The sequence below is a fragment of the Methylobacterium sp. E-012 genome, from assembly GCF_057836545.1.
Genome location: NZ_JBYQEY010000001.1, coordinates 4,127,449 through 4,153,698, shown reverse-complemented (window position 1 = coordinate 4,153,698; position 26,250 = coordinate 4,127,449). Strand labels below are relative to the sequence as shown.

Here is a 26,250-nt window from a genome sequence, read left to right as displayed (position 1 = left end):
AGATGAGCCCAATCATCGTCATCGCCACCTCCGCCGGTGGCCTCGGTCCGCTCATGCGGATCGTCGAGGCTCTGCCCAGCACGTGTCGCGCCTCCGTGTTCATCGTCCAGCACATCGGGACACATCGAAGCTGCCTCCCTGACATCCTCACCCAACGTGGCAATCTTCCGGTAGCCTTCGCACGCCACGGGGAGGCGATCGAGTGTGGCCATATCTACGTTGCGCCACCCGACCACCACATGCGGTTGCGCTTCGGTGCGATCAGTCTTGATCGAGGGGTCAAGTTCCACTTCGCGCGCCCGGCCGCTGATCCCCTGTTCATCTCAGCGGCCAAAACCTACGGCGAGCGCGTCGTCGGGGTCGTACTCAGCGGCGCGAACATTGACGGCGCCGAGGGGATGCGGGCGATCACGGCGCATGGTGGCCTTGGCTTGGTCCAAGACCTGGAAGAGGCCGAACATCCCAAGATGCCCTTAGCGGCGGTGAGGCGCGATCACCCTGAGGCACCCCTTACGAGCGACCGGCTCGCTGAGCGCGTTGCTGCTCTCTGTGTTGGTCGCTGAGCTTCAAAAAGCCGGTGGCTCTGGCGTAGGTTGAGCTACCCAGCCGAGTCAGTGGCCTTTGAAGGACGCCCCACGAAGCACGGTGCCCGCAACGACATCCCCGCCACGGTGACGGCGATCAAGCGCAGGGGCGTGATGGCTTAACTCGAGATCGAACTAGTCGGCACGACCTACTGGATGTCCTCGGTGATGATGATCGACGCGGTGGAGGCGATGGGCCTCAAGGAGGGCGACACCGTCCACGTTCTTGCAAAGGCCGTGAACGTCCTGCTCATGAAGCCCTGTGGCAATCGCGAGAAATCCTATCCCAGGATCGCATATGGCGCCGACATGGGCTGTACAGATGAACGATCGTCAGCCGCTCCAGAACAGGTGCTGCCGCCTGGGAGCGCCGTGCGCTTCCGCCTGTAACGCAAGGCGATGCCTCGATGGCTTCGAAGCTCCCCCACGTCCTCTATCCGCTCATCCGCAAGCTGGAGAGCGTCAGCCGCCTCTTGGATGAGGAGCGGCATGCGATCGAGAGCCTGCCGGTCCGGGTGCGGACCCTGTCGGCCCGACAGGACATCGTGCGGGAGGGCGATCTCGCGACCCAGTGCTGTGTCATCCTGGAAGGCTGGGCCTACCGCTACAAGTTCCTGAGCGAGGGGCGCCGCCAGATCTTCTCGTTCCACATCGCGGGCGACACCCCGGATTTGCAGAGCCTGCACATCCCACTGATGGACCACAACCTCGGGACGATGACCCGGGCAACGGTCGCGTTCATCCCGCATGGGAGCATGCACGACCTCACGAACCGCTTCCCGGGTATCGCGGCCACGCTCTGGCGTGACACGCTGATCGACGCGGCGATCTTCCGGGAATGGTTGATCGCCATGGGGCGCCGCCCGGCATTCGAGCACTTGGCGCACCTCTTATGCGAATTGTACCTGAAGCAGGAGGCGGTCGGTCTGGCGGGCGACCACCGCTGCCCCCTACCGATCACTCAGACCGATCTCGCCGATGCCACGGGTATGACGCCCGTCCACATCAACCGCGTGTTGCGGGATATGCGCGGTCGCGGGCTGATCACGCTGCACCGGCACACCCTGGTGGTGAAGGCGTGGGATGAGCTGATCCGCGCCTCCGAGTTCGACGCGACCTACCTGCATTTGCGGAAGCGAGCGGGGGGATGACGCTGCATCTTCAGCCGGTGCGAGTCGCCACCAGCAGTCAAGACCGCAACGGACAACTCGTGTTCGCGGACGGCTTCCTCGTGGCAGTCCTGGTTCGGCTCTCCGACCAGCACGGTGCCGATGTGGGCCTGTGGTTCTTGGAAGCTGGCTTCGGCCCGACCGCAGTGATCGGTGCTCCCCTGTTCTTGGACCTGGACGCGGCTCAGGACTGGATCGAGCAGCATCTTAGCAGCAAACGGGTCGGCGCGTAGCTTGGGGTGGGACTGAGAAGGTTCTCAGTGGCCGCCCGGTGCCGAACCCGTAAACAGCCGTTCGTATTCGGCTTCCGGAGCGCCGTAGGAGGGGCCGGCTAGAGCGAGCAGCGCCGCGCGATTGCGGACGATCAGGGTACCGCGCTGTCGACCGATCACGCCAGAACGCTCCAAGACCGAGATCGCGCCCGTCAGGCCCGGACGATTGACCCCAAGCATCAGCGAGAGAAACCGATGCGTCGTCGGCAACTCGTCGCTCTCAGTCCGATCGTGGACCATGAGCAGCCAGCGGGCGAGACGCGGCTCCAGGGTGTAGCGGCCGTTGGCTAGGGCCGTGGACGTGGCAAGCACGCCGAGGACGTGCGCATACCGCAACAGGTGATTGTGCAGGCGCGGACTGCTCCGGAGCGCCTCGGAGAAGGCGCTCACGGGTATGACCTGCGCCAGCCCGATAGCCTGAACCCGGGCCTCGTCTGGCGTCCGCTCGGCGTCGAGCAGGATCGGCACGCCAACCATGCCCTCGCATCCGACGAGCCCGACCTCGACCTGCTGGCCATCTGCCGCGACGCTGACGAGCGAGACGATGCCTCGTTCGACGAAGGCAACCCGCGTGATCGGGGTGTCGGCTTTGATCAGCACATCGCTCAACGACAGGACCACGAGTTCGAGGTGCGGCCGCAGGAGACAGAAATCGTCCGGATTCAGGGATCTAAGCAAGCGATTGAGGCAGCTATCCTGCGTCGGTTGCGACATGGTCCCGTTCACTTGGAGCGGGAGGCCCAAGAGCTCTCGGTCGGGAGCACTTGAACGTGCCTGCGCCCGACGCCTGCTTGTCTTTGAGCCTAATCTCCTAAGAGGGCAAGATATCAATCAAATGATGGAGATTTGGTCGGATATCTGACATAGTGGCAGATACCGAGGTGCAGCGATGTGAGCCCCATGCAGCAGGCGCTGACGCGGAAGCTTGAGAGCTTTGAACCGCTGTCCGACCAAGCCCGCTCGGCCTTGAACAACCTGATACTCAAGGTCCGGCAGGTCGGAGCGCGCCAGGATCTGATCCAGGAAGGCGACAAGCCCGATAACGTCCTGCTGATCCTCGACGGCTTCGCCTGCCGGTACAAGGTCCTTCCGGACGGCCAGCGCCAGATCATGGCACTCCTCGTACCGGGCGATTTCTGCGACCTGAACGTGTTCATCCTCGACGAGATGGATCACACCATCGGCACCATCTCGACGTGCCAGGTCGTTGATATCCCGCGCGGGGCCATCGATAAGATTGCAGCGCAGCACCCGAGCATCGCGCGCGCCTTCTGGTGGTGCTCCCTGGTCGATGGAGCCGTCCTGCGCGAGTGGTTGGTCAACATGGGCGCGCGCGCTCCGGACCAGCGCATCGCGCACCTTCTGTGCGAACTTCTCATGCGCTTGGAAGCGGTCGGACGTGTTACCGACAACAGCTACGCGTTTCCGCTCACGCAGTCCGAGATCGCCGACACGATGGGCCTGTCTGACGTGCACGTGAACCGGACGCTGCGCGAGCTTCGCGCCCTCGGCCTGATCCACCTCAAGCGACGCGTGCTGACCATCCTCGACGTCGAGCGAATGAAGGCCTTCTGTAGCTTCGCACCGAACTACCTGCACCTGCGCAACACCCGTTGGGGAGAGCGCCGCGACCTGAGTTGGCCTGGCCGCGCCCAGGAGGGCTAGCCGATGTCCGAGCGGGGCAACGTCGAGACGCTGATTGTGCTGCAGCCGATCGCGGTCGACACGGGCAGCCTTGACCACGACGGCATGCTGGTGATCGCCAACGGCCTGCTCGTGGCAGTGCTGGTTCGCCTCGCCGAACCCGAGCATGCCAATGTTGGAGGCTGGTTCATGGAGGCGGGGTTCGGCCGGCTGCAAGGGCAGAGGGTCCCTGCCTTTCCGGCTCTGGAAGATGCAACGCGATGGCTGCGACGACATTTTAAGCCGGTTTGAGCCATCTCGCCGGTGATCGGATGGGAAATCCTGCACGCAAACTCCGATTGGGACGCTGCGGCAGGGGCCACAGGGCAAACCGTGAGCGAACCCGAACAAGGCAGTGCCGAGGCGGTGTACGTACCAGCCATGGTCGGCAAGATGATGCGGCACGTTCTCAGCGATGCCCTAGTCGACCTCGCGCGGACGAAGGCTACGAGCTATCTCGACATGTTCGTGCAGCGTGAGCCGATCTGTTCCGGGAGCAGCCGGACGATACAACTGAAATCACCAACACGTTACACGCCTGGTTCGCGATGGAGGGTAGCGCCGCCTTGCGGGCTGTCGTCGAACGCGCAAGCGCGACTAGCGCAGCGCGCTAGAGCTGTTCCCGCCTATGTAGCGACGGCCAAGTCATTTTCGTAACCGGCAGCTGTGAGGCAGTTGCGGCACTCGTCTGAGGTAAAGCCGGTGAAGGCTTCGCGGATGGTTGCCCAGAGGTCGGGCACGGTGCGGGCGGCAGCAGTCCTGAGCATCTGCTTCAGCTTGGCGAAGATCTGCTCGATGGGATTGAAGTCGGGACTGTAGGGCGGAAGGTAGAGGACCCGGGCACCCACCGCCTCGATCGCCTCGCGCACGCCAGCGACCTTGTGGGCCTGCAGGTTGTCGAGGATCACGGTGTCGCCGGCTTGCAGCACCGGGACGAGGTTGTCGGCGACGTAACTGCGGAAGCGCTGGCCGTTCGTGGCGCCATCCATGAGGCTGAGCGCGCACAGGCCGGTGGTGCGCAGCGCCGCGGTGACGGTCGTGGTCTTGTAATGCCCCTGCGGCACGAGCAGCCGGCAGCGCTCGCCGCGGGGGGCGCGTCCGTAGCGGCGGGCCATGTTGGTGGCGGCCGCGGTCTCGTCGAGGAAGACCAGCGTGTCGGGGTCGAGATCGGGCATGGCATCGAACCAGGCTTGGCGCTCGGCTTTCACATCCGCGCGCTCCTGCTCAGCCGCGTAGACAGCCCCTTTTTACGGCTGATGCCGTGGCGGGCGAAGAAGCGCGACAGCCCGCTCGTGCTGGTCGTCACGCCCCGCGCGGCCAGGACATCGCGCAACTCGCGCAGGAAGATCTCGGGCCGGGCCTCGTAGGTGGACAGGATCAGATCGGCCTGCGCTTCGATGCCCGAGAGGCGGTCGCCGCTGTGCGTGGGGTTGGGCGCGACGTGACCTTCCTGCGCGAACCGGGCCGACCATCGGCTTGCACTCGACACGCTCACATCAAACCGGGCCGCCGCTCGATGGAAAGACGCGCCCTCGGTCACGGCCGCTACAACGCGCTCGCGCAGATCGACTGATAAAGGTGATGGCATTGCCGCCTCCTTAACCGGTCAACGCGGCAACCCCGGCTCCGTCGCAACGCCTCCGGGAACAGCTCTAGTGCACTGACTCAGACGGATGGTTCAGGGGATCGGCCGACGGCGGCGAGGATGTCGGTGGCGGGTTTGGTCCAGACGAACGGTCTGGCGCGTCGGTTGTGCTCGGCGATGTAGCGTTTGATCGCCGCCTGTAGGTCGACGACACCCGTGAAGGAACCGCGTCGCAGCCGACGCCGGGTCAGCGCTGAGAAGAAGCCCTCGACCGCGTTGAGCCATGAGGCCGAGGTCGGGGTGAAGTGAAACGTCCAGCGCGGGTGCCGGGCGAGCCAGGCGCGCACCTTCGGATGCTTGTGAGTGGCGACGTTGTCGAGGATCGCGTGGATCGCCTTGCCGGGCGGGACGGCGGCTTCGACGGCGTTGAGGAACCGGACGAACTCACTGTTCCGGTGGCGCTGCATGCAGCGGCCGAGCACGGTGCCCGCCAGGACGTCGAGGGCGGCAAACAGCGTCGTGGTGCCGTGACGAGTATAGTCGTGGGTCTGGGCGGCGGGATGGCCTGGGGCGAGCGGCCGGTCGGGGCGGGTCCGCTCCAGCGCCTGGATCTGGCTCTTCTCGTCGATGGACAGCACCACCGCATGGGCGGGCGGGTCCATGTAGAGGCCGACGACATCCTCGACCTTGGCGGCGAAGGCGGGGTCGTGCGAGCGCTTGAACGTGCGCAGACGATGCGGCTGGAGGCGGTGAGCGTCCCAGATCCTTTGCACGGCCCGTAACGAGATCCCCACCACGCGAGCCACGGCCCGGCCGGTCCAGTGGGTGACCTCGCCCGGCGGCTCCGAGCAGGTCAGCGCCAGGACCGCGGCCACCGTCTCGGTCGAATGGGGCGGCGTGCCGGGCGGACGTGTCTTGTCGCGCAGCAGACCTTCGACACCCGCCTCGGCGTAGCGCTGCTGCCAGCGCCAGACGGCCGGGCGGCTGACGCCCGCCCGTCGAGCGACGTCCTGGACACTCAAGCGCTCGGCCGAGAGCAGGACGATGCGGGCGCGTTGGATATGTTTGAGCGGGCGGGAGCGGTCGCTGGCAATCGCAACCAGCCGTGCCGCGTCGCTCGCATCGAGAAGCACGCATACCGTCTGAGTCATGGCCTAGACTCGCATGTCTCGCCGGCAGCGTGAATCCTCCGTCCGCGTCACTGCACTAGACCGTTTTATCCCCGACTCGACCCCGCCGCTCGATTTGCTCACGGGTTGGTGGGGCTTATGCCTTTTCTCACGGCGAGGAGCCGAATACGCGACGCGGCCCGAAATGCAGGATGGGGGAGGGCGGTTAACCGAGCCTCAACGGCGTTTCCTAGCACTGGCCCGAAGTGGGAAAGGCTACGCTTTTTCAGGCGACGTAGGCCCCATAACTGCTGACGCACAGTCAGCAACGTGTTCATTTCGTTATTGAGCCGCCTCTCGGCCTTGGCAGAGTCAGCTTCGGCGCTACCGTCCCCGTAGGAAGAAGAACCAGAGCAGGATCAGGACGGGGATCGGCACCCCTAAAAGCCACAACAGGCTACCCGTCAGCATATCGTCCTCCCTGAAGTGGCAGAGTAAGCCCGCAGACCGCAGATCCGTTCCGGTGCACCTGGCCTACGCGTTGGCGGTGAACTACGGACAGGCGTGAGGGACTGGCTCACTGACTATTAAACCACGATCACCGAACCGTCGATTTGATTGACCGACACGACACGCGGTCCGCGAACATCGGGGTCCCGCTGCTCCCAGGCCGACAAGGCGACGTTGGCGGCCTCGACGATCGCCCCCGGAGAGCTGCCGATCTGTGGACGGATCGCCTCAACAAGGCGCGTCAGGATCGTCTGCTCCTCAAGCCGGTGCGCAGGCATCGTGGCTTGCTGGCAGAACGCCACGTAGACGTTCTCGGCGATCACGCGGGCGGCGCGGTCGGGTTCAGGCGTGTCGCTCATCTCAGATAGCCCTTCGCCTTCAGATGCTAGGTGGTACGACCTGACCACCCCAACGCCTACCCCTTCCGCACCCGGAACCGGATCCCGGCCCCGCCGCCGTCCTCAGGGATGAACTTCAGGCCGGGGGTTATCACACCAGCCCGGCGAGCCCGCAGGCCGCCAGCGCAGTAACCAGGACTGTGAAACCGACGAGCGAGACGGTGCCGCCGATCCCGCCATGAGCCCCTTCCGTCATCGGCCCGCGACCTTCTTCACATACTCCCAGACCGGAATGCCCCAGACCTGACCTTGCTTGGTCCGGTAGCCTGAGCCGTCTGCGAACACGATCCTGGTGGGTTCCACCTCCAAAGCCTTGCTCCCGGAGACCATCATCACCCCACAGTAGTCGAGCCGCAGCCTTCCATGCTCTGGATGAAGCGCGAACAGCTCGGCCGCCGTCCAACCGAGCGCATGGGCCTCAGCCCCGAGCCGGTCGCAGAAATCGATGGCAGCCTCACGGATCGGCACCCAGCGGGTAGGCGTCAGATACCGGCAGGGCGAGGCGTGCGGGGATAGATCCTCAAGGGCGCTGCGCCACACGGCAGCGGCGTTCGGGAGCATGGTGGGTGCGAAATCGGAAGCCGTACGGCCGAGCTACGGGAGCGAGACCAGGAACGCTATGCGACGGAAAGCGGGGGGGGGACCCTGCGGGCGACGAGCGGCGGCCCGAGCCGGCACCCTCGATCCCGCCTGACGGCGGACGGCTGCGCCGTCTGCGCGATGACAAAGGAATTCAGGCAGCAAGCCACATCAGCAGGTTGGCAGCAGCACTCCGGCTCAAGCCGAACGGGTCCTGTAGCGCGTTGGCGAGTTGCGGACGGCTGATCCCGATCTGACGTGCGACTGCCCCTTGCGTCATCTGGCGCACCCGCTGCGCACCACGCACAGCCCGCACGAGGTTGTCGGGTAGGACACCGCCGGCATAGTCGCTGAGGGGAGCGGCAATGTGTCTCCACTCCCCACCACCGAGCATGTCGGGGTGCTCAAAAACTCCTTCCTCCGGAAACGGCAGCGCGACAGCACGACCTGACGGGATCGCCCTTACCTTGGCTCCGGGCGCATGCCCGACAGCGCCAGACTGCGGGCCGGCTGACACCGGCCTGCCGAGCCACGTCCTGCACGCTCAAGCGTTCGAACGAGAGCAGGACAATGCGCGCCCGCAGGATGTGCTTAAGGGGGCGGGATCGATCTCCGGCGATCTTGGACAACGCTAACTTGGTGGCGTCGTCGAGGAGCACGCAGACAGTCTGAGCCATCGCTCAGACCCGCATGCATCACGCCCTCCGTGAATCCTATGACCGCGTCAGTGCACTAGGCTTACGCCATGCCGTAGCGCCGCGCGCGGTCGGTGAATCCAGGATAACCTATGAAGTCCTCGAACTCCGCGACCTTGTCCCTGACGCCGGGGACACCATCGGCCGTGCGTGTTCGCCGGAGGGCTTCCAACGCCGCCTGTGCGCCCGAGTAAGCGGCCAGCAGCGTGTACCCGTAGTAAATGACGATGTCGGCGCCAGCCCGCTCCTCGTCAGCGACCGAGCTCCCGGGCGTGTCAGTGATGAGTACCTTGCCCTTGATCCGGCTTCGGACCTCCCGCAGTCGGTCCGGCCCGATCCCTGACGCCATTACGACGTCGGCCCCGGCCTCAGTGAAGGCGTTCATGCGCCGGATGCCTTCCTCCATGTCACCGTGGGTCCAGATCACATCAGTGCGCGCGATAACTAAGAAGTTTGGGTCTTCACGCGCGTCGATGCAGGCCCGAACCTTGTGGACCATCTCGTCGAGCGGCGCGACGACCTGGGGGACCGGTGCGTGCTTTCCGAAGGCATGATCCTCAACGTGGACGCCGCTGATTCCTGCCTGCTCGAAAGATCGAATGGTGCGCCACACGTTGGGCGCCGCGTTCCAGCCGTTTTCAGCATCGGCTAGGACCGGAACAGAGACGGCGTCGGTCACGGCCCGGGCGTGTGCCACCATCTCTTCCATGGTCACGAGGCCGACGTCGGGCATCCCAAGCCGCGCGGCTGCCGTCGCGTAACTTCCCACGTAGACGGCTTCGAACCCGGCACGCTCGACGAGCATCGCGGAAACTGGATCGTGCGCCCCTGGCACGATGAGCGTCCCTCCATGGGCGATCCGCTCCTTGAGCCGGTGCCGGTTCTCATATGCCTTACCCATGTCAGATCTCCATGCCGCAGCCCGTCTCAGACGACGCGATGCTCCTTGAGGAAGAGGGCGGCGACGAAACCGCCCAGTGCGCACGCGGTCCCGATCACGAAGACGCCCAGATACGATCCCGTCCCATCGATGATGTATCCCGACACAACGGGCGCAGCGGCGCCGACGAGTTGCGCGGACGTGTTCATGAACCCGCCGATAGGGCCGCCGACCGACGTCGGGAACATAAGCGTCGTGAACGGCCAAGCCAGAACCCACATGTTCACGAAGAACGAGAACATGACCGCAAGTGCCAGGACCGCTTCCCAGGGAACCGAGGAAGGGCCCAGGAGATCGGCAGCCACGAAGCCGCAGCCGCAGAAAGCGGTGGCGAGTAAAGCCGCCGAGACGGCCCGCACGCGGCCGATCCGATCCGACATCCAACCCGCGAAGGGCTGGCTGATAAAGCCGGGGACCGACGCAGCGAGCGCCCAAAGGATGCCGGCCGCCTTTACATTGATGCCGTAGGAGGCGTTGAGGTACGAGGCGAACCAGGTCCAGATGAAGTACAACGCACCGAGATATCCGGCGTAGACCCCGGCCAGCAGGTAGGGATATCCGGAATGCGTCATGACGTGGAGGAAGCCGGGGCCTACGGCCTCGGCCTCCTCGCCCAGCCGGTGCAGGTCGAGGGAGCGCAGCCCGACCTTCTCGGGCCGATCCCGAATGACCATTGGGACCACGAGGACCATCGCCAATCCGGGCAGGGCTGACCAGAGGAAGCCGGTCTGGATGGCCGAGAGCCCGAACAGTGTCACCGAACCGGACACCAGGATGGGCATGAGGGCGCCCCCGGCCAGCGTGCCCGCCGCGCCACCTGAGCCGAGGATGCCGGTTTGGAGCCCGCGGTGAGTGGGGGCGAACCAACGGGCGAGTGCCGGGTTCAAGGGCACCCAAATCGCGGCGGCGCCGGCTCCGATGACAGCCCGGGCTGCAATCCCGAGCGCCAAACTCTCGATGTGCCATGCGAACGCCACGCTCGCGACGGCGATAAGGGCGGTGCCGATGGTCACCGTCCACTTGGCGCCGAGCCACCGCTCGCTAACATAGCCCCAAGGGATCTGCGTCAAGGCGTAGGCCCACAGGTAAGCCGAATCGACCCAACCCACCGTTGCGGCGCTCCAGTGGTACTCGGAGCGGAGGATCGGCATCACCGTCGGAATGTTATAGCGCATGAACACGTCCACGAAGTAGACGAGCCACGCGACGGTCAGGATCGCCCAAGAACGCTGGTAGTACCCGATGCTCGGCGATGCGACCCGCGCTATCGTCCCGGCGACGTTTTGGGTGATGGCCAACGGTTTCCTCCGGGCGCACTGGACTGACTCCGTCTCGGTGCGGAACCAAGCCGGCATGTCAGCGTGAAAGGCATCTCAGGGGCAGCGATAGGAGGCACTTCAGTTTCGTCAGCGCGCGGCCCGCGGCCAAGCCGGCTTGGGCGGCGACAGCCTTCACGGCAGATCACGCTGACCGACGCGACCGCCCCCTGGGTTCCCACTCCTTCGAAACCCGGAGAGGACAGTCGTTCGCGCTTATCGTTCGCGGGACTGTCCGCGCCCTTTTCAATTCGGAAGGCGCGTCGCTTTCACGGGACGTGTGCTGGGATAGCTGCAACCTGATCTGGCGCGGCGACACTACCTCCATCGCGACGAAGCAGCCGCTCTAGGCCGATCACCACCGCCGGCGTGATGAGCGCGATGTAGATGTCGTCGATCCCGAAAGGATCGCCCATCATGTACCAACCCGTCGTAGTCACAGCCGCGCCGATCAGGCCAAGCGTTGCACCACGGTTGCTGCCAAAGCGTGGGAAGTAGAAGGCAAAAACTGCCACAACCGTGACCGCCAGCCGCAATGCCCGAGTGAAGAACGACAGGTGAAGCACCTGTGGGGCAAAAAAGACGAGCAGCAACGGCAGGAAGCCAATCGGAATAGCGAGCAATCGGGACACCCTAAGCTCCCGCTCAGGGGTCGGCTTGCACATCGGAACATAGAAGTCCCGGACGATCAGAGCGGAGGCCGCGACCACAACTGTTCCGACGGCCACTAGGATCGATGCGATAATTGAGACCATCACGACGCCTGAAAGGAATGGCGACAGGTGGTTCAGGAACACTGGGAATGCGTAGAGGCTCTGCATTTCCGGGAACAGAAACTTCGCAGAGACCCCGATGAAGCCGAGGGCGAGGCTAACCGGCAAGCACAGCAACGCGGAGACGGCACAGGCGCCCCGTACATCCTGGGGTCCCTTGAGCGACGAGATCGCCTGGACGATGAACTGCGTCGAGAAGATCGCGCCGACGCTCGCGATGGTCCATGCGATAATTGTCGTCAGTCCGATGGATCCATCCCAGGTGAAGTAGCTTGGCGGCAGCGCGGCCATCACTGGCGTGACGCCGCCGGTCATGGTCAGCGCGGCAGCGCAGACGATGGCAACGCCGATGATCTTGAGGACAGTATGCATGAGCGAGACGTATGCCGTGCTCTTCTGGCCGCCGATCATGCAGTAGGCCGTGCTGATGCCGGCGATCAGAAGAGAGGAGCCCCCTAAAGGGAGGCCGAAGACGGATGCCAAGACAGCGGCACCGCTCACATATTGCGCGACGAGCACGAGAAGCAGCGCGTAAATCATGATCAGCGAGACTGTGAGCTGTGTCGAGCGGCCATACTTCTTTGCGATGGCGGCCGAAATTGTGTATTCCCCTGTTGCGTACAACTTTTTGGCAAATCCTAGTCCGAACAGTAGAAAGCCGAGGGCAACGCTTGCGACAGCCCATGAAGCCGCCATGCCAGACTCGAACGCGGCTTGAGCAACGCCGATGGTTGATTTCGGCGCGATAAACTCGGACATCATGAGTACGCCGATGACTACCGCTGGAACTGAACGGCCCGCAACCATGTAATCCGCCGATGTCTTGGCACGGTAGCGGTACGTCAGCCAGGTCGTGACTGCGAGATACGCGACGATCATGGTCACCGTGACCGTGAGGACCGTCCCCTGTGCTTTAAGTGCCTCCATAACCCTTTCCTCCCGGGTTTACCGCGCCCTCTTTCCGAACGGGACGCTGGCCCGTTTCGGCGTGACGCTGGCCTCGTTTTTCGTGCCGTCACTGCGTGACGGCCGGCGCGTTAGGTCGATGCCTGACCGGCCTCGCGCAGGAACGTCACGACCGCGGACCCGGTCGCTTCGGGCTGCTCTTGCTGTACCCAGTGTCCGGCGCCCGCGACGAAGTGCGGCTCGCCCATGGCGGAGAAGACGGTGGTCCGCATCCTCTTGAGACCGCCCGGTATCTGATAGGCCCCCCAATCGCGATCACCGGAGAGGAACAGCGCGGGACAGTCGATGGTCCGACCTGAAAAGAGCGCGAGGCCGTGGGCCAGGCCGCCGTCCATCCTCATGCGGTACCATTGCAAGCCGCCTTGGAAGCCGGTACGCGTGTATTCGCTGCTGTAGAACGATAACTCGGCTTCAGTCAGCCAAGTACAGACATCGATTTCTACTTGGGATGGCATCTCCGGCGCGACGGCCGCAGGCATATCCTGCGTCAGCGGCATGATGTAGTAATGCGGCATCCGCGCAAGCTCGGCCGCCGACCACGAGGCAAGCTCGAACGGCCGATTGCCAGGCCAGTCTCCACTTTTATAATGATAGTATGCTCTCAAAAACGCATGGACGCCTTGCGGACATCGCCACAGGTCGTCATTCGCCTGCGGTGTCGCGAAGTAATTTTGATAATGTTTGCGCGGCGGCTCAAGCGCAGCGAGATCAACATTGATTGGATCATGCGTGCGGGGCGGCGGGAGCGGCCAAGATGGCGGCCCAGCAAATGGCGAGCTCATGATCACAAGTGAGCGGAACAGATCTGGTCGCACGAGCGCGCAGGCTGCTGCGACTGACGCTCCGTAATCGTGACCGACAACGCCAGAAACCGAATCCGCGCCGAGCGCAGCGGCGAGCGCAACCATATCCCGAACGAGGTTCAGGATACTGTACGGCGCGAGATCTTGCGCGAAGGGGATTGGATGCGGTGATGTTTGTCCGTATCCGCGCTGGTCCGGGGCGATGACGTGATAGCCGGCTTGCGCAATCAGCCCCATGACGTGCCGCCACGAGAAGGCGAGCTCTGGGAAACCGTGCAGGAGGAACACGACTGGACGCCCGGGTTGCTCCCATCCTGCCTCAAGAACGTGGAACGTGAGACCGTTCACGTCCGGCACGATCCGTGACCGGATTCCGGACGGCAAAAGGGCGGCGAGGGCAGCCTGCGGATCGCTCATGCGCGGGCTCCCGGCGCGGGTTGGCATGATGGTGTGCGGAACCGTCCCGGCCGAGCGTGAGCCGCCACCCGGTGCCTTGCAAACCCTTCGCGTTTCACGGACATCCGACCATGCCGGTCCCCGAGGGACGTGGCCGTAAACATCAGGAAGCCCTCAGCCCTATGATGCCGCAGGACGAGCCGGAACAGGCACGCTACATCGTGACGGCGCTTCGCCGCGGGTTGTCCATTCTGACCCTCTTCCACCGTGAGAGACGGGTCATCAGCGTGCCCGACATCGCCTCCGAGCTGAGGCTCTCGCGGGCGACGGCATTCAGAATGGCCTATACCCTGGAGCGGGACGGCTACCTGCAACGTCTTCCGAACTCCAACGCCTTTCAGCTCGGGGCGAAAGTGTTGATGCTCGGCTTCGACTATCTCCAAGGCACGGAGGTCGTGTCGTGCGGGCGGGAGGCAGTCTACGCCCTGCGCGACCGAACCGGCTTCTCCGCCCACATGTGTGTGCGCGACGGGACGGAGATCGTCTATGTGCTGAACGCCGCCTCCCATCACCGCTTGCGCGGCGACATACCGGTTGGAACGCGCTACCCCTGCCACGCGGTCGCCTCGGGCCGTGCGCTGCTCTTCGGCATGACTGAAGCCGATCTTGCGACGCTCTACCGAGGCGTCACAATGCACGCTTTCTCCGACCAGACGCCGACCACGGTGGCGGAGCTTTTCACAACCATCGAAAGCGAGCGCGAGCAGGGTTACGCCGCCAACATATCTGGCTTCGTCAGTGGCATCGTCAGCTTGTCTGCGCCCGTGCGGGACCGGGACGGCAGCATCGTAGCGGCGATCAACGTGTCCGACTCCGAGACGGTGCTGAAGGAGTTGGCCTCCGTTCGCGATGAAGTGCTGCTGGCCGCCGCGCGGGTTTCCGCCCAACTCGGTTGGCGCGGCTGAGGCACTGCCGCTCGAACCAAACAACGTCATCGAAGTTCGTCCGCGTGCAGCGGCATCCCAATCTCGCGAAGCGCAGCCTGGACGCGCTCGATGGGCACCGAGCGCACCGTGGTGTTGCCCTCGAGCGCAATGGCTGCGGCAATGCCTGCTGCCTGCCCTGTCGCCATGCAGGCTGGAACGTTGCGGCTTCGCCCGTGGGCGGCATGGTCTGCCGAGATGCAACGTCCGGCGACCAGCAACTGCTCGACACTGCGCGGCACCATGCAGCCGTAAGGCAGCTCGTAGGGACGCAAGCCCTGGAAGTCGACGTCGCCACCTTTTACGTCGTGAACATCGAAGGCAGAGACGTCGGCTGCGATGCTGTCCGGGAAGGACTTGTCACCACGGACGTCACTCTCGGTCAGAGTGTACTCGCCGATGACATGCCGGGTCTCCCGCACGCCAAGGACGGGCGCGATCTGAGCGATCTTCGCCTTCTCGAATCCTGGAACCTTCGCGACCAAGAAGCGGGCATACTCGACGATCTGCCGGTAGCACTCCACAACGGCGGCGCTGAACTCGGTCGGGGAGAAGACGTTGACACCAAGAACGCGGGTCGCATTCACGTACATGAGGCCGTTTGCCGTCTTGAGTGTGATGTTCTCGCGCGGCAAGTCGATGTCCGTCGCAGACCGGTAGGCCCGGATTGTGTTATTGAAGCCTGTCAGCCACAAGCCGTAGTCCAGATCTGCGTCATTGTCGGGAATCGCCTGCGCAGGAATGTCGTCTGTCTGCCGCGCCCAACGGGCTAGGGCGACTACATCGACGTCTGACATAGTGAAGTACATGCCGACCGGCTGCATCTTCATCGCGTCGCCATCCTCACCCGATCCCATCACGAACGGGGCACCAGCACCAGCCGCGACATCGCCATCGGCCGAGCAGTCAATGACGACCTTCGCGCCAATGAAGCTACGGCCGGCCTTGTTCTCGATCACGACGCCGGTGACAGTGTCTCCATCCAGAACCGGCCGTGAGACGACCGTCTCAAACAGTATCTCGACCCCCGCATCCGCGCACATGCGGGTCAGCAGCATCTTCATGATCTCAGGATCGCAAGGCGAGGCGATCTTTACCTTTCCGGTCTTAGTCCCCGCGAAATAGTCTAGCCCGGCCGCGCCTGATGCACGGGCCAAGGTCCACAGTTCCAGAGGTATTCCGCCGACGAGTGCACCGGACGGCTTCGTGTTCAGGCCAAGCGTAAGGTTTCCGCCCAGGGATCCGAAACGCTCAATCAAGACAACCTTTTTGTTGCGGCGTGCGGCGGCGACGGCCGCTATTGGACCGGTCGTACCACCACCAACGACAACGATGTCGGCGTCCATCAGGACGGGGATCTCGCGCGCAGGCTCACGGATCGTACGCATTTGATTCCTCCCTTGATGCTTCATATTCGAAGCATCAGTTCATTTCTTAGAATGCTAGCACGTCGGGGTCACTCGTCAATGGGGACTTTTGAAACCGGGCTCGGTCTGATCCGGCAGGCTCAATCGACACTCGGCAGCAACTCGCGAACGCGCTCGGGTTGCATCAGGCTGTCGATGACGGGCCTTCCAAGCCAGCCGAATAATCCGCAGTACGCGCGAGGTACTTGCCCAGGATCGGCGACTGGTTGCCCTCGTGGAAGCCAAGCACCAGCTCAATCATCGGTTGCGCTCCGAGCAGCGGACGGCTGAAGGAGCCCCAGCACGGGCCCGACCAGGAAGCCCAGCCTGAGCAGGAGAACGATGGCTGGAACGCGTAGGCGAGCGGCAAGGCACTGCGCGGCGACACCACCGGCAACGATGCACAGGACTGCCGTTGCTAAACCCTGATCCATGCGGAACGCTTTTGAAGGGGCCAGACCTGGTGGACGGTGGCGGGAAATCCGTTTGGCCGGTCGATGCGACGTTGAAGAGTAAGTCCGCCACCACCCAGCTGAGCCAGTGAGGACCTGTTCTCAGCCTCAGGCTCGCGAGGCTCTGCGTGGCTTGACTAGTGCCTCGATGAAGTTGCGGAGTTCCGTCAAGCGCTTGCTGTCGTCGCTCACCTGCTAGTCCAACCCGAGCCTCCAGGCCAAGTCGCGCCGTCCAGGCTCGCGATGCAGCGCGTCGACGAGGTCGGCGTAGGCTCTTACTTCGCCCCGGCTCTGGGCGAGACCAGCCTCGATCAAGCCGTCCGCTTGCCGGCGGAGGGCTTCGGCAATCTCGTCGAGCGCGATCTCGGGATGGTACTGCACGCCCCAGAACGCCCCGCCATCAAAGCGGATCTCGGCGGCCTGCACTTCAGTGACTCGATTGCTGGCCATGAGCACTGCTCCTTCAGGCAGGCTCTCGACCTCGTCGGTGTGGACCGCTGGAGCGTCGTAGCAGGTCGGGCGCCCGGCCAGGAGCGGGTGGCTTCGACCGAGCTTGGTCGAAGTAATGCGCCGGGCGAACGCAGCCTCGAAGCCACGTGCGTTCGGGCGCACCGTTCCGCCGGCGGCGACGGTGGCTACCTGAAGGCCCGCACACGAGCCGAATGACGGCGTGCCGGAGGCGAAGACCGCACGCATGAACTCGACTGTGCGCCGCGTCTCGGGCGTCTCCTTGTAGAGGTGGGCGGTGACGTGAACCGGCCGCCGACAGCGAGTGTCCCGAAGTGAGGCGCCCGGTTCCTGCCAGCTCAGCAGGACCAGCAACTTCAACATGATCCATGTCGCGGTTGAGGCTGGCGTGGCGAGCAGGGTCGAAACCGCGGCCAGAACGTCTTCGCCAGCGGCCGCCTCACGGGCCAGCGCGGCGGTCAGCCCGGCTCGTGCCCGCCGCTTCAGCCCAAAGCCGCTGGCCGCCCTGCAAAGCCCGCTGAAGCCGTTCGCGCTGCCGCCCCGGTGGCACGTGCCGCTCAATGGTGGCGCAGTCGGCGGCGAAACGGGGTCGAGTGCCGTCGGCAGAGGTAAGCCGCACCCGAGGGTAGCCGATTTCCGCGATCAATCCCGGCTCAAGCCAATCGGCCTCCGCGAGGGCGGCTTCGTGCCTGGCCAGCAGGGTTCGGTAACGCGCGAACAGCGCGAGGATCAGGTCTGGGGGTGGTGTCCTGTTCAACCGGTTGGTTGGCGCGGCACTGCTCGGCTGATCCGCTGCCGTCGCCAGGAGGCCATAAGGGCCAGCAAACGCCGCCGGGTCGGTGCCGCACCCGTTGTTGTCTCGGTCGAGATGGAGTTTGGCGTGTCGCCAGCCTCGCCACGGCTGGCGTTCGGGTCCATGGGAAGGCCGGCGCTCACAGCTTAATACTCGTCGGCGCGCATGATGGTGAGCACGCAGGTCGTCACCCCGGGGTCGGCCGGATCCGGCGAATGGCCGAGTAGCGCCCGGTCGTAGGTGTCGATCTTCCAGAAGAAGCTCTCGCTCCCGACCTCGACCGCCCCAAAGTCGTGCTCGCCGTCAGGGTCGTTGTCGGCGTCGAAGCTGGCGAAGCGTTGCACGGCCAGCAGCAGGGTGATTCGGTCTGCCTCCTGCAGCTCGACCACCGCCGGGGTCACGACGACCCGCCCACCGGCAAAGCTGCGCCGGAAGGCATCGTTCAGGGCCCGCACCCGCTCGGCGGGGTCGTGCAATGCGGGGCTATCTTTCGAAGGCGCGGATCGGTGGCTGGCGGCGTTCAGAATCGTGATGGTCACGAGGCGCTCCTGAAACGAAGAAGGGGCCCATGAGGGACCCCTGCGTGATGTCGGTAAGATAGGTTTGACGGACTGCGGCCCTGGCACCTTTTGCCCGTGCTGGCGATATTCGTCGGAGGGGCGGTGGCGGCATTACAAGCCTGCGATCGACGGAGGGTGAGGCGTATCAAATATAGGAATATAAGCATTAAATCAAGGTTACGGCGGCGGCAGGGCTTGAAGCCAAGAGCTTCGGTCAGAGGTGCACGGCAGGTTTCTCGTCGCCCCTACACGAGATGCATGAGCTACACGGAGTTTTGCAGCGGTAGGTGTGGGGTGGCGGCCAGGCGCCGGGATGCAGTCGCCCAACCCCCGTCGATGCACTCAAACTCTAGCACAACGCTGCCAAACGCCCCCCAGAACACGTCAGAACGCCGTTCGTTGGTTTTACGATCGTTGTGATCAACGCCGAGCCGATCGCCCACGCTTATGGCCAAGCTCAGCCTGGTCGACGGCATTTACCCGTCCAGCTCGAATTTGAAGCGACTCGATCATCGGCCTTATTCAAATTTTTTCACAGTCAACGAACAACTCGGAACAGTCTCTGCGTCACTGCGGGATTCAGGATGAGTGGGATTAGTCTGAAACGCTAGGCTCGGTTAACAACGTGAGGGCCGCTACCTCAGCACCAGCCGCGACACGGTTATATCACGACTTAAATCGCTGCTGAACATAATCAGTTAGAGAGTTGCCGGCCAGCTCCTGCGTTGTGTTGCCGGCCCGGACATAGAAACGCGACGTGTTTCCGTCCTTCACGAAACATGGCTTATAAGCCGGATCTGCCCGCACAACGAGAACGCGTTTGTCCTGGCTGTCCTCAAAATGCACGTGCGCGTAGGTTAGAAACACATCGCCGAGCCGCCCCTTGATCAAGCTGATTAAATGTTGACCCATCTTATCTTCATTCTCGAACCCATCCGCCGCAAGTCCGAGGGCAACCCCGGCGTCCGAAACCCCGATCAGAAGCGTCCCGCCTTTAGCGTTCATGAAGCCTGCGATGGATTTGAGTGAGGCCAGATGCATCTTCTCGTCAAATTGACCGGTATGTAAATTGGTTCTCAATGTCGATTTAAACTCGATGCCGTCGCCTTCACCCGAGGCTAAAAGTTCCTGAATGTTAATAGCAAGAGTTTCCGGCTTCGGTCCGTGATTGCAAAGCTTGCTGTAAGCTTCCCGAATGAGCGCGGCCATTCGCGACCTGCGTGCCTTGAGGAATTCTTCGTATGGCAGGCTCCACCATTCATGAGGTAAAGCATGCCACTTGAGCATCTGATCACGATCGAGCCCACTCATGGCCGCGTCGAACGCAGGCGCGTAGTCCTTGGGGGCTTTGTCGGAAATGACGAGGTTATCCGGCCACTCGACTACAGCGAAGTTAGCGATCTGATTGACCTCGCGAATCTCTGTGATCCCCTGTTTCTTGAGGTATCCGCGGGGGAAAAGATGATGTTGTTCGAAAGCGGCCTTCGGACCCTTCACCGCGGGATCGATCATATCCGCGACCTTCAAGGGACTGTAGAGTGCCTTTGCGTTCAGCAATACGAGAGCCGCTTGGTAGGCGAAGCGAGAGGGGCTGCGCGAGGCGGCCGTGGCCAGCGCGTTTGGTAGGGTGATCTCCCAGTAGTCATTCGTTAGTGTGGTTTCGCAGATTTGACGGAGCATAGCGAGATAGGCTTCGCCCGATTGAAGACCGCGCAGCTGTGCGATGTCGAATTCAAAGCTGGTTTCCGGAGAACTCGTATAACGCCCAGTCATTGAGGCCATGAAGAAGAACTCGGCCACAGCCTGACGCATGATTGTTTTTGGAATGCTGTGGTCGACGATGCCGATCATGAAGAGAACGTAGCTGTATATGATCGCCGTCTGGGACGAAATCATATTTTGGTGGCGATAGCCTGCGAGTGATAGAGCGCCGAGGAAAAAGTGCCAGTTCGTGAGGTTTAGGGCTTTGGTTTGCGCCTCTGCCACCATCGCGAATTGTGCCTTGCTCTTTTCCTTGTCGACCTCCCCCGTCATGGCGTCCCGCCCACGGAGGACGCCGTAGACGTTTTCTAGCCGTGCTCTTTTCAAGCCCAGGCCGACGCTGACACGGAGCATCTGATCCGGAGCCGGCTTGATGAAGTGATTGAACGGGGACGCCCTGTCGGGGGTCGGCAAGGTAGCCGCGCGCGCGAAGGTCTCCAACTCAACACGCCCCTCTTCCCACGACACCGACATGAGGGTCATGATGAAGTCGGATTGGTTTAGCTTCTTGCCTTCACCATTGATTCGGACGAACACTTCAGCGACAATGTCCGGTCCGACCGAGGCGTTCAAAGTCAGGGTTGTAAACGAATATGATTGAAGCGCATGCAGTTCGCTGATCGATTGATGTATTTTGTTGATCTCTAGTTCTGAAACTTCACGTGATTTCTTCAAATCATTTATGAAGGCGGACGCAAAAGGATATAGGGCGGTGCCCGTCTTCCATATCTCCGAGATATCCGGGATGTAGGATTTGTCCTTGATCGTAGAGGCGTCTGCGACATCAAAACGCTCTTTCAAGGGGTCGAAGGCAATCTTGATCCGCTCCTTACGGAAATCGGCTCGCAAGACCTCTTTACCTTTCATCACCGCGTAAAGTGAGGTCAGTCTCTGTTGGCCGTCGACGATCGCCAGGGAGGCGGGCTTGCTATCGGCCGCGGCACCAATCGCCTTGACGGCGCTGTCCATGCCGGTTTCCCAAAATAACAGGTAACCGGCAGGGTAACCCTTGTAGAGGGAGTCGAAGAGGTTCCTGACGTTGACGTTCGGCCAGACGAAGGGACGTTGTAGGTCGGGGAGGCCAATTTTGCCGTGCTCGATGTCCACGACCAATGACGATAGAGGATATGACGTCGTTGTGAACAGAGGCATCGTAGCTGAGCACCCTACCGAACCACGTGCGGAACTGTGCAAGGCATAAGCCTCGTTTCGCATGCTGTCGATGCCAACCTACTATTCGAGTCGGGGGTGGTCTCTGGCCTGCCCCCATCCGGTGGCCCAGGTTTGAAGTTAGTGCATCGTCGGTCGCGTGACGATGGCGGGGCGAGCGGACGGTACTGAGCCGCCCGGTTCCGGTGGCCGGATGACGACCTCCGGCGCAGGCGGGCAGTAGCCGAGTGACGAGTGGGGTCGGATGCTGTTGTAGTACCTCCGCCATCGCTCGATCACGACGCTGGCTTCCTTGAGGGTGTAGAACACCTCGCCGTTGAGGAGTTCATCCCGTAGCTTCGCGTTGAAGCTCTCGCAGTACCCGTTTTCCCAAGGACTGCCCGGCTCGATGTAAGCCGTCTTCGAGCCGACCGCTGTGATCCAGTCTTGGACGGCTTTGGCGATGAACTCCGGGCCATTGTCCGAACGGATATGCTCGGGCACGCCGCGCAGGCTGAACAGATCCGAGAGGACATCGATCACGTCGTACGCCTTCAGCTTACGGGACACACGGATGGCCAGGCACTCACGGGTGAACTCATCGACCACGTTCAGCATCCGATACTTGCGCCCATTGTGCGTGCGGTGCTCGACGAAGTCGTAAGACCAGACGTGGCCGGGCCGCTCCGGCCGCAAACGGAGGCAGGAGCCATCGTTGAGCCAGAGGCGGGCTCGCTTCGGCTGTCGCGCTGGAACCTTGAGCCCCTCCAGCCGCCAGATCCGTTCGACCCGCTTCACGTTCACCGTCCAGCCATCGCGGCGGAGCATCGCCGTGATCCGACGGTAGCCGTAGCGCCCGTACTGGAGAGCCAGTGCGACGATGGCGGCGGTCAATGCCGCCTCGTCCTCGACCACCACGGCGCGCTTGCGCTGTGTCGAGCGGTGCTGACCAAGAACGCGGCAAGCGAACCGTTCCGACACGCCATGCTCGGCCACGACGTAGTCGACGCAAGCCCGGCGGCGAGCCGGGCTCAGAAGTTTCCCGAAGCTGCCTCCTTCAGGATGAGCTTCTCCAGCGTCAGGTCCGAGATCGCCCGACGCAGGCGCAGGTTCTCCGTCTCCAAGGACTTCAGCCGCTTGACCTGATCACCCTTCAGGCCGCCGTACTCGGATCGCCAACGATAGTACGTGACCTCCGTCACCTCGATGGATCGGATTGCTTCGGAGACCTTGCGGCCCTGCGAGACCAAAACATCGACCTGACGCAGCTTCGCGACGATCTCTTCAGCCGTATGCTTCTTCCGACGCATCATAACATCCTCCACATGGCGCGAAGCCATACCTCAGGGAGGACCACTTTTCAGGGGGCAGGCCACATCGCCCCATCTGGGCCGAGCTAGTATCTCTTGAGCGCGTTTGGTCGCGCTTGATAATTCGCCATCAGCATCCGATGTGATTACTTTTGATTCACCGCAATCAGGTTCGGCCTGAGGTGACGTGCCAACGCCGGATTTGCTCTTTTGATCTTGGTCATATGCATTCAAAAGTCTAATTGCTTCAACGAGATTACGCCGCGCCTCCTGACGATACCGCTTCTGATCGGCCTCCTCTTCTTTACCAAACATTCGATCGCTATATGACGCCGCAAGCAGTGCCGAGGCATGGCTCGTCAAGATGGCAGCCTGCCAACCCATTTCTTCGCCCTTGAACCCTCGGATATCGCCAAAGCAAGAGAAGTCTACATTCTTGATGTTTTTCGAAATCTTTATGATCGCCGGAGATATTCGGTCTAAATTTGCGGCTGATTTGACATATGCATTAGCCGCAGACGTAAAACTCGACATTAGCAGTCTTTCATAGTACGATTTTGTTCTGCACTCACTTGACCATTTCTCTAATTGGGGATTGCCAAGAAGTGACTGATAAGCTGGGAATGTATGAGAAACATAATTATAATAAAACGGATTCCTTTCTGCGTCCGGTAGATTGTTTGATAGTAGAATTGCCAGCTCAATCTGAGCTCGCATCAAATGCCATGGATGCGCTTTGGCACGATTAATTTCGATCCAAGTGGCGAGTTCCAATATAGCCCGGTCCGAAGAGCCGACTGCGCTCAAAACATAGCTAAGAAGAATGGTTTTGTATGGCAAAGCGTTGTTTGCCAGCGTAGGCGCGAAGTCGGCTGAGGCAATCGCTTGTTTCGCATGTTCGCAAATCTCATTTTTGTCTCCAGCGAGTGAGATGTACAGTTGAGCCTGATTTATCAACGATCCTATCGAATTTTTCATAAGGCCTGACACGATAGTCGCCTTGTTGATATTTTCAGGGCGATTTACCATTGCACTCATGGCCTGAATGAATGGTTTGATATCTATTAGTAGAAGCCTGTAATCAAGGTATCGATTGGAATATGCCTTTAGACACATCTCAACAGGCTTGAGTTTATTAAGAAATTCTAGGTCGCTTTCGTAGTTCTTTAGGGTCACTTGATCTTGATCGGCACTTCTCGATTCAGATGGATTTATACTATCAATTATTGAAATGTATTTTTTGTCGCGTTGCATCATTCCGTGGCAAGCATCCGGTGTCGGTTTGCCATTTTGTGACTCTTCTTCAGATATGTTCATTATTGTATCGATGGCCGACGGAAGATCATTTGCGCCAACTTGGATAGCCGATGATCCGCCCGGTCCTGCGATGAACGTTCCCGCTTGTGTTTGAGTCGACTGCCTTGCGTCAAATGTAATCTTCCCGATTGTTGATATTTCGACTGACGTTGCATTAGGAAGTAGGCGGTCGAAATAGGGTGACAGCAGTGCGAACGCAGCCAACCCATAAATTGGTATATTAAGAGCGCGGCGCAGTTTTAGTTGCCGCTCCTTCAAATCGTCAGTGTAATAAAGTTTTAGCTGATAATGGACTAAATAACCGATTACAGCGCCGATCATGAACTGTTGCGCCGTAAAGCTGGTAAGCTTTTGGTATTGTATGGCCCCGTCTTCCCAAACATCCTGCCTACTTCCCTGCCATAGAACAAGGAATGTTTTCAGAATAATTGATATGATTGCCGAACTAAGCAGCAGGACTGTAACGAATACCAAAATATATGTCTTTGGTTTCTTATGGTAACTTACATTGGATGCTGTTTGGATTATAGGCAATAGGCGGTGGATCAAGAATGCGCATATCGCTCCCGATAGCACTCCGAGCCCTATAAAAAGTATTCCAGCGCTCATATGGCTCGTCCCTAGGCGCAAAGGCATGTCGCGTATTTCGTCGGTATCAGTATTGAATGGGAGACTGGTCGGCAAGCCCGATTTAGCGTCGCGACACGCGGTGACCTGTTCGGTTGGCTTTGGACTGAGCGGATTGAAATGGTCAGCCCTAGTCAGACGAATTGGGGACGAACTCGGAATAAAACCGGATCGCGAAAGGGGACGTGCCTATGCTGAGCCAGTTTGAGCCGACGCGTGCCTTCACGAGAAAGTGTTTCACGCTGGAAGCGCAGATCGTAATCGGTCGATGGCAGAGCACTTACATCCGCGTCCGACTTCATGCGTCGTTGGACTATTGGCCGCCCGCGCCCGGCAGCTTCCCGGATCTGGCCTTCCGCCTACCACCGCCGCTACAATGCAGTAGCCTCACACCTGGCCCGGTCCAAAATACCGGTCAGGTCACGTGCGGGAAAAGTTCACCTGCCGCGCCTGCGAGGCGATCTCCCAGGCACCCGCCCCCTTCCACGTGTTGTCGCGCGGCTTTGCCGGTCCGAACCTGCTAGCCTGCGTGTTGTTCGAGAAGTACGGGCAGCACCAGCCCCTGAACCGGCAGGCGGAGCGCTATGCCCGCGAGGGTGTGCCGATCAGCCTCTCGACCCTGGCCGATCAGGTCGGTGGCTGCGCGGGCCTGCTGCGTCCGCTGGTCGAGCGGATCTGCGCCCACGTGCTGGCCGGCGACCGCGTGCATGCCGACGACACGCCGGTGCCGATCCTGGCCAAGGGCAAGGCCGCGACCGGGCGAGCCTGGGTGTACGTGCGCGACGACCGGCCGTTCGGCGGTCGTGACCCGCCGGCTGCGCTGTTCCAGTTCTCGCGGGATCGCAGGGGCGAGCACGCCGAGCGCCATCTCGACGGCTTCACCGGCGTGCTGCAGGCGGACGCGTTTGCCGGATTCAACCGGCTCCACACCCCCACGCGCTGTCCCGGACCGCTCGTCGAGGCGGCGTGCTGGGCCCACGCGCGACGCCGCTTCTTCGTACTCGCCGACGTCACCGCCAAGGCGTGCGGCCGGCTGCCGGTGCTGGCGCCGCTCGCGCTAGCGGCGGTGGAGCGCATCGACGCGATTTTCGCGATCGAGCGAGAGATCAACGGCCTCGACATCGCCGCCCGCCTTGCTGCTCGGCGGGAGCGCCTCGCACCGCTTGTGACTGGGCTGGAGACCTGGATGCGAGCCGAGCGGGCGCGGCTCTCGCGCCATGCCGACGTGGCCAAGGCTTTTGACTACATGCTCAAGCGCGGGGCCGCCTTCGAGCGCGTCGTCCATGACGGGAGTATTTGCCTCTCGAACAACGCGGCCGAAGGGGCGCTGCGCGGGATCGCCCTGGGCAGAAAAGCATGGCTGTTTGCCGGCTCCAACCGCGGCGGTGAGCGCGCGGCGGTGATGTACACGCTGATCCAGACCGCCCGCCTCAACAGCGTCGATCCGCAGGCTTGGCTGGCCGACGTGCTCGCGCGCATCAACGACCACCCCGCCCGCGACCTCGATGCCTTGCTGCCCTGGAACTGGCGACAATCCGCCGGTGATCAGCCCGTCGCCAACGCAGCCTGACGCGTCCCGCCTATCCGGATCAGCAGCCCTGCGGCCCAGGCCGGATGCTTACTCTGTTTCGCCGCAACTGTCAGCT

Annotated in this window: 22 protein-coding genes and 2 pseudogenes; 8 read left to right on the top strand and 16 right to left on the bottom strand. The window is 62.0% G+C overall.

The window, feature by feature from the left end; all coding sequences use genetic code 11:
• Positions 1 to 2: 2 nt before the first annotated feature.
• From AC3IF1_RS19935 to AC3IF1_RS19920, 4 genes are all read left to right on the top strand, one after another.
• Complete coding sequence (locus AC3IF1_RS19935) at positions 3 to 563, top strand: chemotaxis protein CheB (protein WP_489219029.1); 561 nt, start codon at positions 3 to 5, stop codon at positions 561 to 563.
• Between the two features lie 186 nt (positions 564 to 749).
• Positions 750 to 974, top strand: a complete 225-nt coding sequence (locus AC3IF1_RS19930; protein WP_489219028.1) for a hypothetical protein — start codon at positions 750 to 752, stop codon at positions 972 to 974.
• Positions 975 to 991: 17 nt separating this feature from the next.
• On the top strand, positions 992 to 1,735 hold the full coding sequence (locus AC3IF1_RS19925; RefSeq protein WP_489219027.1) for a Crp/Fnr family transcriptional regulator: 744 nt from the start codon (positions 992 to 994) through the stop codon (positions 1,733 to 1,735).
• Positions 1,732 to 1,986 (top strand): hypothetical protein, encoded by a 255-nt coding sequence (locus AC3IF1_RS19920; protein ID WP_489219026.1) that lies wholly within the window; start codon positions 1,732 to 1,734, stop codon positions 1,984 to 1,986. Before AC3IF1_RS19925 ends, AC3IF1_RS19920 begins: the two co-directional genes overlap by 4 nt.
• Positions 1,987 to 2,010: 24 nt before the next feature.
• Here AC3IF1_RS19920 and AC3IF1_RS19915 read toward each other — a convergent pair whose 3' ends face one another.
• Positions 2,011 to 2,739: a Crp/Fnr family transcriptional regulator gene (locus AC3IF1_RS19915; protein ID WP_489219025.1), complete on the bottom strand. Its 729-nt coding sequence runs from the start codon at positions 2,737 to 2,739 to the stop codon at positions 2,011 to 2,013.
• A 186-nt stretch (positions 2,740 to 2,925) separates the two neighbouring features.
• Between AC3IF1_RS19915 and AC3IF1_RS19910 the strand changes: the two genes are divergently transcribed.
• Together AC3IF1_RS19910 and AC3IF1_RS19905 are read left to right on the top strand one after the other, a co-directional pair.
• A complete protein-coding gene (locus AC3IF1_RS19910; RefSeq protein WP_489219024.1) occupies positions 2,926 to 3,690 on the top strand; it encodes a Crp/Fnr family transcriptional regulator in 765 nt (254 codons plus the stop codon).
• 3 nt (positions 3,691 to 3,693) lie between these two features.
• Positions 3,694 to 3,960, top strand: coding sequence for a hypothetical protein (locus AC3IF1_RS19905; protein WP_489219023.1), 267 nt, complete (start codon positions 3,694 to 3,696; stop codon positions 3,958 to 3,960).
• A 374-nt stretch (positions 3,961 to 4,334) separates the two neighbouring features.
• Here the strand turns inward: AC3IF1_RS19905 and AC3IF1_RS19900 are convergent.
• The 9 genes and pseudogenes from AC3IF1_RS19900 to AC3IF1_RS19860 all read right to left on the bottom strand — a co-directional run bounded on the left by AC3IF1_RS19900 (position 4,335) and on the right by AC3IF1_RS19860 (position 13,799).
• Positions 4,335 to 5,296 (bottom strand): IS630 family transposase gene (locus AC3IF1_RS19900; protein ID WP_243969804.1). Its coding sequence is split into 2 segments (ribosomal slippage): positions 4,335 to 4,945 and positions 4,945 to 5,296, totalling 963 coding nucleotides; the frame shifts between segments, so codons are not numbered across the junction.
• 77 nt (positions 5,297 to 5,373) lie between these two features.
• Positions 5,374 to 6,444, bottom strand: coding sequence for an IS630 family transposase (locus AC3IF1_RS19895; protein WP_489219021.1), 1,071 nt, complete (start codon positions 6,442 to 6,444; stop codon positions 5,374 to 5,376).
• A 545-nt stretch (positions 6,445 to 6,989) separates the two neighbouring features.
• Positions 6,990 to 7,271 (bottom strand): hypothetical protein, encoded by a 282-nt coding sequence (locus AC3IF1_RS19890; RefSeq protein WP_489219020.1) that lies wholly within the window; start codon positions 7,269 to 7,271, stop codon positions 6,990 to 6,992.
• A 231-nt stretch (positions 7,272 to 7,502) separates the two neighbouring features.
• Positions 7,503 to 7,871 carry a hypothetical protein gene (locus AC3IF1_RS19885; protein WP_489219018.1) on the bottom strand — a complete coding sequence of 123 codons (369 nt, stop codon included), beginning with the start codon at positions 7,869 to 7,871 and terminating at the stop codon, positions 7,503 to 7,505.
• 509 nt (positions 7,872 to 8,380) lie between these two features.
• Positions 8,381 to 8,566: pseudogene (locus AC3IF1_RS19880) on the bottom strand (IS630 family transposase); the annotation flags it as partial.
• 61 nt (positions 8,567 to 8,627) lie between these two features.
• Positions 8,628 to 9,485: an isocitrate lyase/PEP mutase family protein gene (locus AC3IF1_RS19875; protein ID WP_489219017.1), complete on the bottom strand. Its 858-nt coding sequence runs from the start codon at positions 9,483 to 9,485 to the stop codon at positions 8,628 to 8,630.
• Positions 9,486 to 9,511: 26 nt separating this feature from the next.
• Positions 9,512 to 10,822 carry an MFS transporter gene (locus tag AC3IF1_RS19870; protein WP_489219016.1) on the bottom strand — a complete coding sequence of 437 codons (1,311 nt, stop codon included), beginning with the start codon at positions 10,820 to 10,822 and terminating at the stop codon, positions 9,512 to 9,514.
• Between the two features lie 287 nt (positions 10,823 to 11,109).
• The gene (locus tag AC3IF1_RS19865) at positions 11,110 to 12,540 is read right to left on the bottom strand and encodes a sodium:solute symporter family protein (protein WP_489219014.1); all 1,431 of its coding nucleotides are present in this window, start codon (positions 12,538 to 12,540) and stop codon (positions 11,110 to 11,112) included.
• Between the two features lie 110 nt (positions 12,541 to 12,650).
• Positions 12,651 to 13,799 carry an alpha/beta fold hydrolase gene (locus AC3IF1_RS19860; RefSeq protein WP_489219012.1) on the bottom strand — a complete coding sequence of 383 codons (1,149 nt, stop codon included), beginning with the start codon at positions 13,797 to 13,799 and terminating at the stop codon, positions 12,651 to 12,653.
• A 110-nt stretch (positions 13,800 to 13,909) separates the two neighbouring features.
• Here AC3IF1_RS19860 and AC3IF1_RS19855 point away from each other — a divergent pair, with 110 nt between their 5' ends.
• A complete protein-coding gene (locus AC3IF1_RS19855) occupies positions 13,910 to 14,743 on the top strand; it encodes an IclR family transcriptional regulator (protein WP_489219011.1) in 834 nt (277 codons plus the stop codon).
• 26 nt (positions 14,744 to 14,769) lie between these two features.
• Here the strand turns inward: AC3IF1_RS19855 and AC3IF1_RS19850 are convergent, their stop codons facing one another.
• From AC3IF1_RS19850 to AC3IF1_RS19825, 6 genes are all read right to left on the bottom strand, one after another.
• Positions 14,770 to 16,149, bottom strand: coding sequence for an FAD-dependent oxidoreductase (locus tag AC3IF1_RS19850; protein ID WP_489219010.1), 1,380 nt, complete (start codon positions 16,147 to 16,149; stop codon positions 14,770 to 14,772).
• Positions 16,150 to 16,814: 665 nt separating this feature from the next.
• A complete protein-coding gene (locus AC3IF1_RS19845; RefSeq protein ID WP_489219009.1) occupies positions 16,815 to 17,648 on the bottom strand; it encodes a glutamine amidotransferase-related protein in 834 nt (277 codons plus the stop codon).
• Between the two features lie 378 nt (positions 17,649 to 18,026).
• A complete protein-coding gene (locus AC3IF1_RS19840) occupies positions 18,027 to 18,419 on the bottom strand; it encodes a DUF3768 domain-containing protein (protein WP_489219008.1) in 393 nt (130 codons plus the stop codon).
• A gap of 687 nt (positions 18,420 to 19,106) precedes the next feature.
• The gene (locus AC3IF1_RS19835; RefSeq protein WP_489214872.1) at positions 19,107 to 21,308 is read right to left on the bottom strand and encodes a GmrSD restriction endonuclease domain-containing protein; all 2,202 of its coding nucleotides are present in this window, start codon (positions 21,306 to 21,308) and stop codon (positions 19,107 to 19,109) included.
• Positions 21,309 to 21,491: 183 nt separating this feature from the next.
• A protein-coding gene (locus AC3IF1_RS19830; protein ID WP_489220288.1) for an IS3 family transposase occupies positions 21,492 to 22,660 on the bottom strand; the annotation gives its coding sequence in 2 pieces (ribosomal slippage) (positions 21,492 to 22,396 and positions 22,396 to 22,660; 1,170 coding nt in all).
• A gap of 33 nt (positions 22,661 to 22,693) precedes the next feature.
• Entirely contained in the window at positions 22,694 to 24,526 is a 1,833-nt protein-coding gene (locus AC3IF1_RS19825) for a hypothetical protein (RefSeq protein ID WP_489219007.1), read from the bottom strand.
• Positions 24,527 to 25,025: 499 nt separating this feature from the next.
• Here AC3IF1_RS19825 and tnpC point away from each other — a divergent pair.
• Positions 25,026 to 26,174, top strand: a pseudogene (tnpC, locus tag AC3IF1_RS19820) (IS66 family transposase); the annotation flags it as partial.
• Positions 26,175 to 26,250: the final 76 nt, after the last annotated feature.

Bases quoted from the DNA above. Each gene is read 5' to 3' on its own strand.
- AC3IF1_RS19905 (WP_489219023.1), top strand. From the start codon at position 3,694: ATGTCCGAGCGGGGCAACGTCGAGACGCTGATTGTGCTGCAGCCGATC.
- AC3IF1_RS19885 (WP_489219018.1), bottom strand. From the start codon at position 7,871: ATGCTCCCGAACGCCGCTGCCGTGTGGCGCAGCGCCCTTGAGGATCTA.
- AC3IF1_RS19925 (WP_489219027.1), top strand. From the start codon at position 992: ATGGCTTCGAAGCTCCCCCACGTCCTCTATCCGCTCATCCGCAAGCTG.
- AC3IF1_RS19850 (WP_489219010.1), bottom strand. From the start codon at position 16,149: ATGCGTACGATCCGTGAGCCTGCGCGCGAGATCCCCGTCCTGATGGAC.
- AC3IF1_RS19920 (WP_489219026.1), top strand. From the start codon at position 1,732: ATGACGCTGCATCTTCAGCCGGTGCGAGTCGCCACCAGCAGTCAAGAC.
- AC3IF1_RS19935 (WP_489219029.1), top strand. From the start codon at position 3: ATGAGCCCAATCATCGTCATCGCCACCTCCGCCGGTGGCCTCGGTCCG.
- AC3IF1_RS19910 (WP_489219024.1), top strand. From the start codon at position 2,926: ATGCAGCAGGCGCTGACGCGGAAGCTTGAGAGCTTTGAACCGCTGTCC.
- AC3IF1_RS19855 (WP_489219011.1), top strand. From the start codon at position 13,910: ATGCCGGTCCCCGAGGGACGTGGCCGTAAACATCAGGAAGCCCTCAGC.
- AC3IF1_RS19890 (WP_489219020.1), bottom strand. From the start codon at position 7,271: ATGAGCGACACGCCTGAACCCGACCGCGCCGCCCGCGTGATCGCCGAG.
- AC3IF1_RS19860 (WP_489219012.1), bottom strand. From the start codon at position 13,799: ATGAGCGATCCGCAGGCTGCCCTCGCCGCCCTTTTGCCGTCCGGAATC.
- AC3IF1_RS19865 (WP_489219014.1), bottom strand. From the start codon at position 12,540: ATGGAGGCACTTAAAGCACAGGGGACGGTCCTCACGGTCACGGTGACC.
- AC3IF1_RS19875 (WP_489219017.1), bottom strand. From the start codon at position 9,485: ATGGGTAAGGCATATGAGAACCGGCACCGGCTCAAGGAGCGGATCGCC.
- AC3IF1_RS19895 (WP_489219021.1), bottom strand. From the start codon at position 6,444: ATGACTCAGACGGTATGCGTGCTTCTCGATGCGAGCGACGCGGCACGG.
- AC3IF1_RS19915 (WP_489219025.1), bottom strand. From the start codon at position 2,739: ATGTCGCAACCGACGCAGGATAGCTGCCTCAATCGCTTGCTTAGATCC.